The following is a 15848-nucleotide window of genomic DNA, read 5'->3' on the forward strand; positions in this document are numbered from 1 at the left end:
AATATTTTTATACGGCGCCTTCCGACGGCTTCTTGCCGAGCTCGACGCCGAGCTGCTTGAGCTTGCGATACAGGTGCGTGCGCTCGAGGCCGGTCTTCTCCGCGACGCGCGTCATGCTGCCGTTCTCACGCGCGAGGTGATACTCGAAGTACGCGCGCTCGAACGCGTCGCGCGCTTCGCGCAACGGGATGTCGAACGGGATCGCGGCCGTCTGGCCCGCAACGCCGAGTGCCGCGGCCATGTCGTCGCCGAGCGTCGGCAACGCAGCCGCGGACGCCACGGCTGCCGGGCCCGCGGACTGGCCGCCGCCGGCCTTCAGCGCCGCGTTGGCGGACACGGGTGCCGCGCCGCGCGCGAGACCGTGCTCGACGGACTTCAGCAGCTTCTGCAGCGCGATCGGCTTCTCGAGGAAATCGAGTGCGCCGATCTTCGTCGCTTCGACGGCGGTGTCGATCGTCGCGTGCCCGGACATCATGATCACGGGCATCGTCAACAGGCCCTGTGCCGCCCACTCCTTGAGCAGCGTGACGCCGTCGGTATCGGGCATCCAGATATCGAGCAGCACGAGATCGGGCGCCTGATTCAGACGGTACTCCCGCGCGGCCTGCGCGTTCTCCGCCGCCTCGACGACATGTCCTTCATCGCTGAGGATCTCCGAGAGCAATTCCCGGATGCCCATTTCATCATCTACCACCAGGATGGTTGCCATTTACGCTGCCTTTGTCTGCACACTTGCTTTTGTCTTGGCCGGGGCCGCCCCGCCCTGCACGCCAGAGTCGGCGCCTGGCGTATCGCTCGCCATCTGCAGGAACAGAATCGACACCTGCGCACCCTCGACGGTCTCGCCGTGCATGCGATTGCGCAGATCGATACGCGCGCCGTGCTCGTCGACGATTTTCTTGACCGTGGCCAACCCGAGCCCCGTGCCCTTCGCCTTCGTCGTGACGTAAGGCTCGAACGCGCGCGTCAGGATGCGTGCCGGAAAACCGGGCCCGTTGTCGGACACGGTAAGACGTACCGCGACGCGCGTTTTGCCCTCGGCGTCGGGATCGCCATATTCTACTGTCTTGGTTTCGATCAACACACGCGGATGCGCGACTTCCGCGACCGAATCCTGCGCGTTCTGCAGCAGGTTGTGAATCACCTGGCGCAGTTGCGTCGCGTCGCCGCGTATCACCGGCAGCGACGGTGCGAGCTCGGCGACGATCGCGCTCTTGCCTTCGCCGACGCCGTACAGCCCGAGCACCTCGCTCGCCAGTTCGTTCAACTGCAGGTTCGACAGCACCGCCGGCGGCGTGCGCGCGTACTCGCGGAAATCGTCGACCATCCGCTTCATCGCGGCCACCTGGTTGACGATCATCGTCGCGCCGCGCTTGAGCACGTCCGCGTCGTGCGGCGCGAGCTTGTCGGACAGCTTCATCTGCAGCCGCTCGGCCGACAGCTGGATCGGCGTCAGCGGGTTCTTGATCTCGTGCGCGAGCCGGCGTGCGACTTCACCCCATGCGACCGAGCGCTGCGCGGAAATCACGTCGGAGATGTCGTCGAACACGACGACGTAGCCGGACGTCTGCGGATCGTCCGCCTCGCCCTCGACCGTCGATACGAGCCGCGTGCCGCGCACGAGCAGCGTCAGCGGATCGGCTTCGCCGGGCACCTCGACCGCGAACTGCTGCTGCCAGTGGCCGCGATCGCCGCTGCCGCCGTCGGATGCCGCCTCGCGATCGGCAAACGCCTTGCGCACCATCGCGCCGAATTCCGCGACGACGCCGATCCGGTCGAGCGCCGTGCCGATCATCGAGTTGAACGGCTGCCGGAAGATGCGCTCGGCGCCGCGGTTGGCCGTCGTCAGCCGGAACTGGCGATCGAGCACGAACACGCCGGCCGTCAGGTTCGCGAGAATGCTCTCGAGATACGTCTTCGAATGCTCGAGCGCGACCCGGTTCTTCTCGACCGCGAGCCGCGCCTCGGACAACTGGCGTGTCATCGCGTTGAACGACTGCGTGAGGAAGCCGAGCTCGTCGCGCGTCTTGATTTCGCGCTTCGGTGTGTAGTCGCCTTCCGTGATCTCCTTGGTGCCCTGCGCGAGCAGGAACAGCGGCCGCGCGAGCTGCTGGCCGAGCGCGAGCGCGAGCATCATCGCGATGAAGGTCGCGAGGAACAGCGCGAGCGTCAGCGTGCCGATGTACATCTTGCGCAGGCCGGTGCGGCCGAGCGATTTCTCCTGATACTCGCGATACGCGCGCTGCACCGCGTCCGCGTTGTGCGCGAGCGTCGGCGGCACCGGTTGCGTGAGCTGCAGGAACCGCTCGGCCGGCTGCAGCAGCGACGTCGTCGCGTCAGGAATCGGCCTCACGACGCGCAGCCGCAACGCGCCCTTCGCGCCATGCGCCTGCGGGTCGCCGTCGACTTCGCCCTCGATCGCCGCGTACACGCCGTGTTCGCGCGCCTGGCTCAGCATCAGCGAGGTCGGCAGGTCGTCCGGAATCAGCGCGGCGAAATTGCCCGACGCCTGCGCGACGATGTGCAGGTCGGGCGCGGCGCCCGAGCCGCCGCGGCTCGGTTCGACGATGGTCGCGTCCTGCACGCCGAACTGGTCGCGCAAGCGCAGCAGCGTGAGCGTCGTGCCGTTCGTGTTCGCATCGACGCTCGCGAGCTGGTCGGTCATCAGCCGCGCCTTCGTCTGCAGATCGGACAGCGACGCGTCGAGCATCCCGCGGCCGAGGTTCAGGCCCGCCGTCAGTGCGGTCTCGACGTTCACGTCGAACCACGACTCGATACTGCGCGACACGAACTGGTACGACACGATGTAGATGATCCCGCCCGGCACCACGCCGACGAGCGCGAAGAACACCGCGAGCTTCGCGAGCAGTCGCGTGCCGAACTTGCCCTTCCTCAGGCGCACGACGATCATCCCGATCAGCCCGAGCACCACGAGCAGGAACACGAGCGCGACGACGATGTTCATCGCGTACAGCCACGAGTAGTAGCGGTCGAAGAATTCGGTGTTCGCGCTCGCGGCCGCGAGCAGCACGAGCAGCAGCAGTGCGGTGATCGCGACGGTCGATACGATCACGCGAACGAGGAGGCTCTTCCCGCTGGCCGCGCGGCGCACTTTATTTAGCACGTTCGGTCACCGTGAAGTTGAAGCGCTTCCAGTCCGACCCGAGCGTCCAGTCGCGGTTGTTCACCGCATCGACCTGGAACGGCTTCGGCATCAGCGCGGTATCGAGCTGCATCCGCACCGATGCCGTGTAGGTTTCACCGCCGCGCACCTGGTTGCGGTCGATCACGTGCCACGACGTGATGTGCCTGACGACCGCGAGCGCGTCTTTCAGCGACGGGAAGCCGAGCTGCAAGCCGCCCGTCGACACGCGATATTCGCGCGTGAGCGGCTGGAACGACAGGCGGATCGTCTGCGACACCGACACCGGCTGCTCGTCGAACCAGTACCAGCGCGCGCGGCTCAGTTCGAAGTCGGTCGTGAAGTACAGCGGGATGCCCTTGTTGACGGCATCCTCGAGGTTCGGATTCAGCTCGAAATCGAAGCGGGCATCGAGGCTCCAGCCGCTTCCGTCGGCCTGCAGCGACGCGCGCTGCACGGCGATCGATTCGGCATGCGCCGGCCGAGCGACAGTCAGGCACAGCGCCAGCACGGCCATCAGGACGGCAGCGAGCCGAAGTGGAAAAAGGTGTTTGATCGTCACCGTTTCTGAAACCGCGCGTAGAAAAATCCGTCGTGATCGGTGTTCTGGTCGAGTGCGCCGGCCGCCCCGCCGCGCACGCCGCCCGGCAGCAGTTGGCCGGGCGCGTCCAATCGTACCGCATCTTCACAGGCCGCTTCAAACCAGCGCGCCTGCAATTCGCCTTCTTCGGGAAAGATCGAACAGGTCACGTAGAGCAGTTCGCCGCCCGGCTTCACGAGCGGCCACAGCGCCGACAGGATGCGGCGCTGTTCCACGACGAGCGCCGCGATGTCGGCTTCGCGGCGCAGCCAGCGGATATCGGGATGGCGACGCACGATGCCGGACGCCGAGCACGGCACGTCGGCGAGGATGCGATCGAACGGACGGCCGTCGTACCACGCTTGCGGTGCGCCCGCATCGCCGACGCGCACGTCCGCCGTGAGCGACAGGCGCGCGAGGTTCTCGCCGATGCGCGCCGCGCGCGTCGCATCGCTTTCCAGCGCGACGACGTCCGCGTCAGCCAGTTCGAGGATATGACCGGTCTTGCCGCCCGGTGCCGCGCACGCGTCGAGCACGCGCATGCCGTCGCGCGCACCGAGCCATTCGGCCGCGAGCTGCGCGCCGGCATCCTGCACCGACACGACGCCGTCGGCAAAACCCGGAATGCGGTCGACCGGCAGCGCCGACGCGAGCCGCACCGCATGGCGGCCGATCGCGGTCGCTTCGATCCCGCCGGCGCGCAGGGTATCGAGATACGCGTCGACGCTCGAGCGGCGAGCGTTCACACGCAGCGTCAGCGGCCCCTGGCGCTCGCCGGCCTCGAGGATCGCCTGCCACGTGTCGGGCCATGCACGCTTCACCGCGTCGACCCACCACGTGCGGTAATTCCAGCGCGCAACCGGATCGCCCTGCAGCGCCGCAACGAGCGCGCCTCGCTCGCGCAGGAATCGACGCAGCACCGCGTTGACCATCCCCTTCGCGAATACGTATTCGCGTCGCCCGCCGATCACCGTCACGGCCTGGTCGACGATCGTGAACGCCGGATACGCCGCCGCGTCCTCCGGATCGAGCAACAACGCGAGCGCGCCGGCAAGCACCGCGTGCACATGCGCGGGCGGCGCCTTGCTGACGAGCTTGCCGATCAGCCAGTCCGCGCTGCCCAGACGACGCATCGTTCGATACGCGACGTCCTGCGTCGCGCCGCGCGCCAGCGCCTGCGCGCCGGCCGGCATCTGCGCGAACACCGCGGCGAGTGCCTCCGGCAGCGCGGTGCCGCGCCGCACCGCGTCGACGGCCTGCGCGGCCGCGTCGAGCGCGAAGCCCAGCGAATCGGGCGCGAGGTGCAGCGCGGACAGACGCGCAGGGCGGCCGGCGGTAGACGGAGCGGAAGAACGGGTTCGTGTCATCGGAGCAAAATCGGCAAACGGGGCGCGGCAGGCGGCGAGGCCACTACGGCCGCGTGGCCGCGCGATCCCAAACCGCGCATTGTATCGTGCGGTCCATGCGGCCCCTTTACGGGGCGCGTAAATGAAACGCCCCGCAGCGCGGGGCGTGCGGGGCGATGCGTGAAGTACGACGAGGCTTAGTCGAAACGGCCGGTACGGGCCATCTCCATCAGGCGCGCGATGCGCTCCTCGGTGGCCGGGTGCGTGGAGAACAGGTTCTGCAGGCCGCCGCCGTGCAGCGGATTCATGATCATCATCTGGGCGGTGGACGGATGCGCTTCAGCCGCCTGGAACGGGATGCCGGCCGCATAGCGATGGATCTTGTCGAGCGCGGTGGCGAGCGACTGCGGATCGCCGGAGATCTGCGCGCCGCCGCGGTCGGCCTCGAATTCCCGCGCACGCGAGATCGCCATCTGGATCAGCGCACCGGCGATCGGTGCGAGCAGCGCGACCGCGATCCCGGCGATCGGATTGGCCGGCCGGCCGTTCTCGTCGCGACCGCCGAAGAACATCGCGAAATTGGCCAGCGCCGAAATCGCGCCCGCCATCGTCGCGGTGATCGTCGAGATCAGGATGTCGCGGTGCTTCACGTGCGCGAGCTCGTGCGCCATCACGCCGCGCATTTCGCGCTCGGACAGCACGCGCAGGATGCCCGTCGTCGCGGCGACCGCCGCGTGCTCGGGGTTGCGGCCTGTTGCGAACGCGTTCGGCGCATCTTCGTTGATCAGGTAGACGCGCGGCATCGGCAGGTTCGCGCGCGTGGCCAGCTCGCGCACCATCCGATAGAACTGCGGCGCCGTGTTCTCGTCGACTTCCTGCGCGTTGTACATGCGCAGCACCATCTTGTCCGAGAACCAGTACGAGAAGAAATTCATGCCGAGCGCGAACAACAGTGCGATCGTCATGCCGCGCGAGCCACCGATCATGCCGCCGATCACGATGAACAGGGCCGTGATCCCGGCCATCAGCATCGCCGTTTTGACCCAATTGAACATACCCACTCCTTATCCGTCAGGGGACCGCCGCATATCAACAGGCACGGCGAGAAATTGTAAGCGATTTGTTAGATAAGGTCTTGCCGGAAAAATTCAATTTCAGCGTTGCGACGCGGCCAGCCGCAGGCCAAGGCCGACGAACGCACTGCCGACCGTGCGGTCGAGCCACTTCTTGACGCCCGGCTTGCCGGAAAAGCGCTGTGTGACGCTGCCGGCGACCCACGCGACGACGCTGGTCCAGATGGTACTCATCACGACGAACACCGACCCGAGGGCCAGGAACGCCAGAGCCTTGTGCGGGCTGTCGGCCGACACGAACTGCGGGAAGAACGACACGAAGAACAGCACGACCTTCGGATTCAGCACGTTGGTCCAGAAACCCTGCATGAACAGCTGGCGCAGCGGCTTCGCGGCAGTGGCCCGCGCATCGGCATTCGCCGGCGCGGCCGCCTGCTTCGTGACGATCATGCGCACGCCGAGGTAGATCAGGTAGGCGGCACCGACCAGCTTGATCACCGTGAACGCGGCGGCCGACGCCGCGAGCAGCGCGGTCAGCCCGAATGCGCATGCAAGCGCGTGCACGCAGCAGCCGGCCGAGATGCCGAGCGCCGACATCAGCCCCGCGCCGCGGCCCTGCGCAACGCTGCGGCCGACGATATACGCGGTATCCGGGCCGGGCGTGACGTTCAGCAGGAAAACCGCGAGCACGAAGAAACCGAAATGGGTGATGCCAAACATGAAAACCTCAAAACCGAAAAGCGCAGGGAAATTCTACGCGCGCCGGCCGCGCCGCGCGACTCGGCCATCCGGCCGATTGTGCGCGGCCGGCACACCGTGTCGAATGGCACTCAGGCCGCGTCGGGCAACGTGAAACGCTGGCCGGCAGCGAGCGGTGAACCGGCCAGGAATTCGCGCGCCGGCAGCCGCTTGCCGCCCGGCTTCTGCAGTTGCGTCACGCGCAGCGCGCCGCTGCCGCAGGCGACGATCACGCCTTCCGGGGCGGCTTCGACGATCGTGCCGGGCGCCGCATCGCCGCGTGCTGCCACGGGCTCGGCCGCCCAGAGCTTGATTGCCGCGCCATCGAGCGTCGCGACGCCGCCCGGGAACGGATCGAACGCGCGCACCTGGCGCGCGAGCACATCGGCCGGCTTGCGCCAGTCGAGCACCGCTTCGTGCTTGCCGATCTTCTCCGCGTAGGTTACGCCGTCGGCCGGCTGCGGCGTGGCGGGCAACGCCCCGTCACGCTCCAGCCGCACGAGCGCGTCGACGATCAGCCGCGCGCCGTCGGCGGCCAACCTGTCGTGCAGCGTCGCGGTCGTATCGTCGGGTGCGATCGCGATACGCGCTTCCTCGATCATCGCGCCGGTGTCGAGGCCGACATCCATCTGCATCAGCGTGACGCCCGTCTCGGCGTCGCCGGCCTCGATCGCGCGGTGAATCGGCGCCGCGCCGCGCCAGCGCGGCAGCAGCGACGCATGAATATTGATGCAGCCCGCGCGCGGAATATCGAGCACTTCCTGCGGCAGCAGCAACCCGTATGCCGCGACCACCATCACGTCGTGCGGGGTCGCGCGCAGCAGCTCGATCGCGTCGGCGGCTTCCTGCGGGTACTTGCCCACGCGGCGCAGCGACGGGGGCTGCGCGACGGGCATCCCGTGCTCGACGGCATAGCGCTTCACCGCGCTCGCCTGCAGTTTCATCCCGCGCCCGGCAGGGCGATCGGGCTGGGTGAGCACGAGCGGCACCGGAAAACCGGCCTCGTGGATCGCGGCGAGTGCAGCCGCGGCGAATTCCGGCGTGCCGGCAAAAATCACGCGCAACGTATGGGTCATGACAGCATTCGGGAGGGCTTGGCGAACGCGCGTTACATCGCGCGTTCGAGTTTTTTCATCTTCGTCTTGATGCGGGTCTGCTTCAGCGGCGACAGGTATTCGACGAACACGCGCCCCATCAGGTGATCCATCTCGTGCTGCACGCACACGGCCAGCAGGCCCTCGCAGTCGAGCTCGAAGGTCTCGCCCTGCTCGTTGAGCGCACGCACGCGCACGTGGTCGGGGCGCTCGACTTCGTCGTAGATACCCGGCACCGACAGGCAGCCCTCTTCGTACACCTGCTTGGCGTCGCTCGACCAGACGATCTCGGGATTGATGAACGCGCGCAGTTCGTTCTTCTCCTCGGAGACGTCAATCACGATCACGCGCTCGTGCACGTCGACCTGCGTGGCCGCCAGGCCGATGCCCGGTGCTGCATACATGGTTTCGGCCATGTCGGCGACGAGCTTGCGGATCCGGTCGTCGACCTTGTCGACGGGCTTGGCGACCTTGTGCAGCCGCTTGTCGGGGTAATGAAGAATGTTCAGCAAAGCCATGGTGTTCGGTATTCGGTGGAGCGGCGTGCCGCATCGGCCATCCGGCCGGCTGGCGCCGCCGCCGGGATGCAATGAAGATGAGGCGAACGAGCGGCATATCAATGCCGCGGGTCAAGCCTCCTGCAATCGGCCGGACGCCTGTGCGCGCGGCCCTGTCGAGTATTTCGGATGATGAAAATTTTATCATGGCGCCACGTCGTTCGCTGGACGTCGCATTCGAGGGGAACCTCATGTCGCCGCAAGCGCTGACCACTTCCGCGCTGCGCGCGTGGCTTCAACTCGCGCATGCGCCGGGCCTCGCGCCGCCCGTGCTGCAGATTCTGCTCGATACATTCGGCACGCCCACGGCACTGCTGCATGCGTCCAACGACGCCATTACCGCGGCGAGTAGCGCCGCTGCCGCGCAGGCGGTACGCGCAAGCGAGCGGGACGATCTCGACGCGCGCACCGACGCCGCGCTCGCGTGGCTCGATGCGCCGGGCAACGCGATCGTCACGCTTACCGATCCCGCGTACCCGGCGCGGCTGCGCGACCTGCACGATCCGCCGCCGCTGCTATATGTAAAGGGCCGGCTCGACCTGCTGCATGCCCGCGGCCTTGCCGTGGTCGGCAGCCGCCACGCCACACCGCAAGGGCTCGCCGACGCGACGCGCTTCGCCCGCGCGTTGTCCGATGCAGGGCTCGTGATCGTTTCCGGCCTCGCGCTCGGCATCGACGCGGCCGCGCATCGCGGCGGGCTCGACGGCTGCTCCGGCACGACAGCGGTGATCGCGACCGGCGCCGATCTCGTCTACCCGGCGCGGCACCGCGCACTCGCCCACGAAATCGCCGCACACGGCACGATCGTGTCGGAATGGCCGCTCGGCACGCCCGCACGGGCGTCGCATTTCCCGCAGCGCAACCGGCTGATCGCCGCGCTCGGGCTCGGCGTGCTCGTCGTCGAAGCCGCGCCGCGCTCCGGTTCGCTGATCACCGCGCGGCTCGCAAACGAGCTGGGCCGCGACGTGTTCGCGATGCCCGGTTCGATCCATGCGCCGCTCGCGCAGGGCTGCCATGCGCTGATTCGCGACGGCGCGAAGCTCGCCGCGACGCCGCTCGACGTGCTCGAGGAATACGGGCTGGATGAGCCAGGGACTCAGGCTCGGGCTCACGCCGCCGACGGCGCAGCGAGCTCCGTGAATCCGGGCACGATCCCGGGCGCCAGCGATGAATCCTGCAATGCCGGCAGGCGCGCGAGTGCACATCCTGTACAAGCAGCGTCGGTCGATCCAGCGGCGGCCGCCCGGATCGAAGCCGCGCCGCCTGAGTCTCCGGCAGAGCGATCGGTGCTCGTCGCCCTCGGATACGGCCCCGTTACTTACGAATGGCTCGCCGAGCACACCGGCCTGTCCGACGACGTGCTGCATGGGTCGCTGCTCGCGCTCGAGCTGGCCGGTCGCATCGCGAGCGCCCCCGGCGGACGCTTCGCGCGGCTTGATGCGGCGCCCACCCCGCCTGCGTCCGGCGTGCTACATTCCCCGGCATAAGGGCGGCCGCGCCGCCGACGATCTCCAAGGAATTCCATGCCTGCGCTGAATCTCGACACCGATGCCGATCGGATCGCCGAGCGCCTCGCCGATCCCGACACGCTACTGGTCGCCTGCCTGTGCGCCGAATGGTGCGGTACGTGCCGCGACTACCGGACGGCCTTCGACCAGCTCGCCGACGCCCATCCCGATGCCTGCTTCGCGTGGATAGACATCGAAACCCACGCCGACCAGTTCGACGATCTGGACGTCGAGAATTTCCCGACCATCCTGATCGAGGACGCCAACACCGCGCGCTTCTTCGGCACGGTGCTGCCGCACGCGGCGATCGTCGAACGGATGCTGTCCGACCTGAGTGCGGTGCCCGGCACGCCGCACGCACCGAAATTGCGCAACGTCCTGAACGTCGAGGCGTGAACCGCGCACCGGCCGGGCGGCTTTTCGTGCCGTTGCACGCGCCGCCGCGCCGGGCGCTTGCCGCCGTTGCAGCCCCCCTCTATGATGGGCCGCTTTTTACACGCCGCGCCGCCCTCGCTGCGGCGTGTGCTATAAAGCCGTCGTAAAAGGGACCCACACCGGCGAACCCGGTCTACCAACACACACCTGTCATGTCCAAAGCACTGATCATTGCGGAAAAGCCTTCTGTCGCGAACGACATCGCACGCGCTTTGGGCGGCTTTACCAAGCATGACGAATACTACGAGAGCGACGAATTCGTCCTTTCGTCCGCGGTCGGCCACCTGCTGGAAATTGCCGCTCCTGAAGAGTACGAGGTCAAGCGCGGAAAATGGAGCTTCGCCCATCTCCCCGTCATCCCTCCGCATTTCGACCTCAACCCGATCGCAAAAAGCGAATCGCGGCTGAAGGTCCTCACCAAGCTGATGAAGCGCAAGGACGTCGATCGCCTGATCAACGCATGTGACGCGGGGCGCGAGGGCGAGCTGATTTTCCGCCTGATCGCGCAGCACGCGAAGGCGAAGCAGCCGGTCCAGCGCCTGTGGCTGCAATCGATGACGCCGCAGGCGATCCGCGACGGTTTCGCGAACCTGCGCAGCGACACGGACATGCAGCCGCTCGCCGACGCCGCTCGCTGCCGCTCGGAAGCCGACTGGCTCGTCGGGATCAACGGCACGCGCGCGATGACCGCGTTCAACAGCAAGGGCGGCGGTTTCTTCCTGACGACCGTCGGCCGCGTTCAGACGCCAACGCTGTCGATCGTCGTCGAACGTGAAGAGAAAATCCGCCGCTTCGTCCCGCGCGACTACTGGGAAGTGAAGGCCGAATTCGCATGCGCGGGCGGCTTCTATGAAGGCAAGTGGTTCGACCCGAAATTCAAGCGAGACGAATTCGATCCGGAAAAGCGCGACTCCCGCCTATGGAGCCTGCCGGCCGCCGAGACCATCGTTGCCGCGTGCCGCGACCAGGTCGGCACGGTGTCCGAGGAATCGAAGCCGTCGACGCAACTGTCGCCACTGCTGTTCGACCTGACGAGCCTGCAGCGCGAGGCGAACAGCCGCTTCGGCTTCTCGGCAAAGAACACGCTCGGTCTTGCACAGGCGCTGTATGAAAAGCACAAGGTGCTGACGTACCCGCGTACCGACGCGCGCGCGCTCCCGGAAGACTACATTTCGACGGTGCAGTCCACGCTCGAGATGCTCAAGGAGAGCCACAACTACCTGCCGCATGCGAAGCAGGTGCTCGACAAGGGCTGGGTGAAGCCGAACAAGCGGATCTTCGACAACTCGAAGATCAGCGACCACTTCGCAATCATCCCGACGCTGCAGGCACCGAAGTCGCTGTCCGAGCCCGAGCAGAAGCTGTACGACATGGTCGTGAAGCGCTTCCTCGCGGTGTTCTTCCCCGCCGCCGAATTCCGCGTCACGACGCGGATCACCGAAGTTGCCGGCCATCACTTCAAGACCGAAGGCAAGGTGCTCGTCGAGCCGGGCTGGCTGCAGGTGTACGGCCGCGACGCCGAAGGCGCAGACGCGAACCTCGTGCCGGTGCAAAAGGACGAGAAGGTCAAGACCGACGAGATCGCTGCAGTCGCACTCGTGACGAAACCGCCCGCACGCTACTCGGAAGCAACGCTGCTGTCCGCGATGGAAGGCGCGGGCAAGCTGGTCGAGGACGACGAGCTGCGAGAAGCGATGGCCGCGAAGGGTCTCGGCACGCCGGCGACGCGCGCGGCGATCATCGAAGGCCTGCTCGGCGAGAAATACCTCGTGCGCGAAGGCCGCGAGCTGATCCCGACCGCGAAGGCATTCCAGCTGATGACGCTGCTGCGCGGGCTCGGCGTGAAGGAACTGACCGCGCCCGAACTCACCGGCGAATGGGAATACAAGCTGTCGCAGATGGAGCGTGGCAACCTCGGGCGCGACGCATTCATGCAGGAAATCGCCCGCATGACGCAGCAGATCGTCAAGCGCGCGAAGGAATACGATTCCGACACGATCCCCGGGGATTATGCGACGCTCGAGACGCCGTGCCCGAACTGCGGCGGCCAGGTGAAGGAAAACTACCGCCGCTTCGCCTGCACGAAGTGCGAGTTCTCGATCTCGAAGATTCCGGGCAGCCGGCAGTTCGAGATCGCGGAAGTCGAAGAGCTGCTGCGGGAGAAGACCATCGGCCCATTGTCCGGCTTCCGCAGCAAGATGGGCCGCCCGTTCTCGGCGATCCTCAAGCTCTCGTTCGACGACGAGACGAAGAACTACAAGCTCGAGTTCGACTTCGGCCAGGACCAGGGCGGCGAGGAAGGCGAAGCGCCCGACTTCTCCGCGCAGGAGCCGGTCGGCGCGTGCCCGAAGTGCAAGGGCCGCGTGTTCGAGCACGGGATGAGCTATGTGTGCGAACACTCGGTCGCGAACCCGAAGACGTGCGACTTCCGCTCGGGCAAGGTGATCCTGCAGCAGGAAATCGCGCGCGAGCAGATGGCCAAGCTGCTCGCCGACGGCCGCACGGATCTGCTGCCGGGCTTCAAGTCGTCGCGCACGGGCCGCAACTTCAAGGCGTTCCTCGTGAAGCAGCCGGACGGCAAGATCGGTTTCGAGTTCGAGAAGAAGGAGCCGAAGGCGGCAGCCGCGAAAAAGACAGCGAAATCGGCAGCGAAGGATGCAGAAGCCGTGACGGAAGGCGCAGAAGAGAAACCGGCACCGGCCCGCAAGACCGCCGCCCGCAAGACGACGGCGCGCAAGACGGGTTCGTAATGGCGACCTGATCGCCGGGGCTTCCCCGGTGCATCACACGCCGTCAGACGGCGCAAAAAAACGCGGATCGATCGCTCGATCCGCGTTTTTTCTTTGTGCCGACGGCAATCGTTGTCCGGCGACGCGCCGTTACAGCGGCGACGGCACCGCCACGCGCGGGCGCAGCGAACGCGCGAGACGCGGCTGCAGGTTCGGGTCGGTCGATTCGGCCGGCTCGGCACGCATTTCCACACCGATCGGCGCAGGCGCAGCACCCTGCGAAGCCCATTGTTCGCCCATCATCGCGTCGGTCGAGTGGCTGAAATGCTCGACGAGATGATCGATGAACGTGCGGACTTTCGCGGGCAAATGGCGCCGGCTCGGATACGCAATGTTGATCTCGACCTGCGGCAGCCGGAAATCCGGCAGCAACCGCACCAGCGCACCACGGGCGATGTCGCCGCCGATCAGGTAGCTCGGCAGGATCGCGACACCCATTCCGAGCAGCGCGAACTGGCGCAGCATCGCGGTGTTGTTCGCGACGATCACGTTGGTCGGCCGCACGCGCACTTCGCCGTCCGGCCCCGTGAACACGCGCTCGTCGCCCCAGTATTCGGCCGGCAGGCTCAGAGCCGGGTGCTCGGCGAGTTGCTCCGGATGAGTCGGCACGCCGTGCTTTTCCAGATAGCTCGGCGTCGCACACACGGTCATGCAGCCCGTAGTCAGTCGCCTCGTGACGATGCTCGCGCTGCGCATCTGGCGCGTGACGACGATGCCGACATCGAAACCTTCCTCGACGAGATCGACCTGGCGATCGACCAACGTCAGATCCGGCACCACTTTCGGGAAATTCTCGGTGTACGACTGCAGGACGGGCGCGAGGTTATGCAGGCCGAATACCACCGGCGCGACGATGCGCAACGTGCCGACCGGCTCGTGGTTGCGCGCGACGACCATCTGTTCGACATCCTCGAGTTCATCGAGAATCTGGCGCGCCCGCTCCAGATAGACTTGGCCCGACTCCGTCAGCGAAAGGCTGCGTGTGGTGCGATTCAGCAAACGCGTACCGAGACGGCCTTCCAGGTCAGCGACGTGACGCGTCGCGACCGCGTTCGAGATATCCATTGCACTTGCGGCCCGCGCGAAACTACCGAGATCCGCAACCTTGACGAACACGCGCATCGACTGCAAATGATCCATAAACGACTCCTGCCGCTGTTACAACTTCAAAAAGTTGAAGCAAATGCGTAATTCTCCTACGACAGCGAAAAAGATGCAGAGTTGCCTAACGAGACCGTGAAACGAGATAAAAACAGTCAAAAATCCTCACCTGTTGCGGATAATTGATCCAATTATTCTGATTGCAGCAACAATTGGGTGAACCTCGTCGGGGAAACGGTCGAATCAGGAAAGACGTGTTTGATGCGACACAGCAGCGCACCCGGCGGCATCGCACGGAAGCGGCGCCGGATCAGGCCGGCGCCAATTGCGGCGGAGCGTAACAACCTGTTAAAAAGACACCACGGAGCACGCCGACGTAGCATCATGTCGGCCCCGGCCGGGCGGGGCGAGTGCGCGACGCGCGCCGCCGCCACCGCCGCCGCTTTCAACGCGCGATTCCCGCTGACCATGAAAATTGCCATCCTCGACGACTACCAGGACGCCGTCCGCAAGCTGAACTGCTTCGAGATGCTTGCCGATCACGACGTGAAGGTCTTCAACAACACGGTGCGCGGCCTGGGACAGCTCGCGAGCCGTCTGGCGGAAGTCGAGGCGCTCGTGCTGATCCGCGAGCGCACGCCGATCACGTCGCAGTTGCTCGCGAAGCTGCCGAATCTGCGCATGATCAGCCAGACCGGGCGCGTGTCGAGCCACATCGACCTCGAAGCCTGTACCGACCGCGGCATCGCGGTGCTCGAAGGCACTGGTTCACCGGTCGCGCCGGCCGAACTCACCTGGGCGCTCGTAATGGCCGCCCAGCGCCGCATTCCGCAATACGTCGCGAACCTCAAGCAGGGCGCATGGCAGCAGTCGGGCCTGAAGACGTCGGCGATGCCGCCGAACTTCGGCCTCGGCCAGGTGCTGCGCGGCCAGACGCTCGGCATCTGGGGCTACGGCAAGATCGGCCGGCTCGTCGCCGGCTACGGCAAGGCATTCGGGATGAACGTGCTGATCTGGGGCCGCGAGCATTCGCTCGAGGCCGCGCGCGCCGACGGCTACGCGGCTGCCGAAAGCCGCGAAGCGCTGTTCGAGCAGAGCGACGTGCTGTCGCTGCACTTGCGGATGCACGACGACACGCGCGGGATCGTCAAGCAGGAAGACCTGATGCGGATGAAGCCGACGTCGCTGCTCGTCAACACGAGCCGCGCGGAGCTGCTCGAGGAAAATGCACTCGTCAACGCGCTGTCGCACAATCGTCCGGGGATGGTCGCGATCGACGTGTTCGAGAGCGAACCGATCCTGCAGGGCTACAGCCTGCTGCGGATGGAAAACGTGATCTGCACGCCGCACATCGGCTACGTCGAACGCGAAAGCTACGAACTCTATTTCAGCGCGGCATTCAAGAACATCCTCGCGTTCGACCAGGGCGACATGTCCAGCGTCGCGAACCCGGAAGCGCTGACGCCGATCCGCAAACGCTGATCC

At 66.4% G+C, this 15848-nt stretch carries 14 protein-coding genes; 4 read left to right on the forward strand and 10 right to left on the reverse strand.

The annotated features are described in order from the left end of the window. Positions 1-7 precede the first annotated feature (7 nt). The 8 genes from esaR to def all read right to left on the reverse strand — a co-directional run bounded on the left by esaR (position 8) and on the right by def (position 8491). Entirely contained in the window at positions 8-709 is a 702-nt protein-coding gene (esaR, locus tag DIE13_RS16695) for a response regulator transcription factor EsaR (RefSeq protein WP_124828201.1), read from the reverse strand. Continuing rightward, positions 710-3124, reverse strand: a complete 2415-nt coding sequence (gene esaS, locus DIE13_RS16700) for a sensor histidine kinase EsaS (protein WP_124828202.1) — start codon at positions 3122-3124, stop codon at positions 710-712. Then, a complete protein-coding gene (locus DIE13_RS16705; protein ID WP_124828203.1) occupies positions 3114-3704 on the reverse strand; it encodes a DUF4390 domain-containing protein in 591 nt (196 codons plus the stop codon). The genes esaS and DIE13_RS16705 overlap by 11 nt, the downstream gene beginning before the upstream one ends. Beyond that, positions 3701-5089: a 16S rRNA (cytosine(967)-C(5))-methyltransferase RsmB gene (rsmB, locus tag DIE13_RS16710; protein ID WP_124828204.1), complete on the reverse strand. Its 1389-nt coding sequence runs from the start codon at positions 5087-5089 to the stop codon at positions 3701-3703. The genes DIE13_RS16705 and rsmB overlap by 4 nt, the downstream gene beginning before the upstream one ends. A 176-nt stretch (positions 5090-5265) precedes the next feature. After that, the gene (htpX, locus tag DIE13_RS16715; protein ID WP_096508459.1) at positions 5266-6123 is read right to left on the reverse strand and encodes a zinc metalloprotease HtpX; all 858 of its coding nucleotides are present in this window, start codon (positions 6121-6123) and stop codon (positions 5266-5268) included. Between the two features lie 99 nt (positions 6124-6222). Continuing rightward, complete coding sequence (locus DIE13_RS16720) at positions 6223-6861, reverse strand: LysE family translocator (RefSeq protein WP_124828205.1); 639 nt, start codon at positions 6859-6861, stop codon at positions 6223-6225. A gap of 110 nt (positions 6862-6971) precedes the next feature. Next, positions 6972-7955 carry a methionyl-tRNA formyltransferase gene (gene fmt / locus DIE13_RS16725; protein ID WP_124828206.1) on the reverse strand — a complete coding sequence of 328 codons (984 nt, stop codon included), beginning with the start codon at positions 7953-7955 and terminating at the stop codon, positions 6972-6974. A 32-nt stretch (positions 7956-7987) separates the two neighbouring features. Further along, entirely contained in the window at positions 7988-8491 is a 504-nt protein-coding gene (gene def, locus DIE13_RS16730) for a peptide deformylase (protein ID WP_107310502.1), read from the reverse strand. A 185-nt stretch (positions 8492-8676) separates the two neighbouring features. Here def and dprA point away from each other — a divergent pair, with 185 nt between their 5' ends. The 3 genes from dprA (at position 8677) to DIE13_RS16745 (ending at position 13223) form a co-directional block, all read left to right on the forward strand. Next, positions 8677-10017: a DNA-processing protein DprA gene (gene dprA, locus DIE13_RS16735; protein WP_233409931.1), complete on the forward strand. Its 1341-nt coding sequence runs from the start codon at positions 8677-8679 to the stop codon at positions 10015-10017. A gap of 36 nt (positions 10018-10053) precedes the next feature. Further along, a complete protein-coding gene (locus tag DIE13_RS16740) occupies positions 10054-10434 on the forward strand; it encodes a thioredoxin family protein (RefSeq protein ID WP_124828208.1) in 381 nt (126 codons plus the stop codon). Positions 10435-10625: 191 nt separating this feature from the next. Then, positions 10626-13223: a DNA topoisomerase III gene (locus DIE13_RS16745; protein ID WP_124828209.1), complete on the forward strand. Its 2598-nt coding sequence runs from the start codon at positions 10626-10628 to the stop codon at positions 13221-13223. Between the two features lie 129 nt (positions 13224-13352). Here DIE13_RS16745 and DIE13_RS16750 read toward each other — a convergent pair whose 3' ends face one another. Both DIE13_RS16750 and DIE13_RS16755 read right to left on the reverse strand, forming a co-directional pair. Continuing rightward, positions 13353-14402, reverse strand: a complete 1050-nt coding sequence (locus tag DIE13_RS16750; RefSeq protein ID WP_124828210.1) for a LysR family transcriptional regulator — start codon at positions 14400-14402, stop codon at positions 13353-13355. Between the two features lie 152 nt (positions 14403-14554). After that, positions 14555-14845: a hypothetical protein gene (locus DIE13_RS16755; RefSeq protein WP_124828211.1), complete on the reverse strand. Its 291-nt coding sequence runs from the start codon at positions 14843-14845 to the stop codon at positions 14555-14557. Here DIE13_RS16755 and DIE13_RS16760 point away from each other — a divergent pair. Further along, positions 14832-15845, forward strand: coding sequence for a D-2-hydroxyacid dehydrogenase family protein (locus DIE13_RS16760; protein WP_124828212.1), 1014 nt, complete (start codon positions 14832-14834; stop codon positions 15843-15845). The two genes, DIE13_RS16755 and DIE13_RS16760, sit on opposite strands and share 14 nt — an antisense overlap. The last annotated feature ends 3 nt before the right edge of the window (positions 15846-15848 follow it).

This window comes from Burkholderia sp. Bp9016 (assembly GCF_003857765.1).
Taxonomy (GTDB): domain Bacteria; phylum Pseudomonadota; class Gammaproteobacteria; order Burkholderiales; family Burkholderiaceae; genus Burkholderia.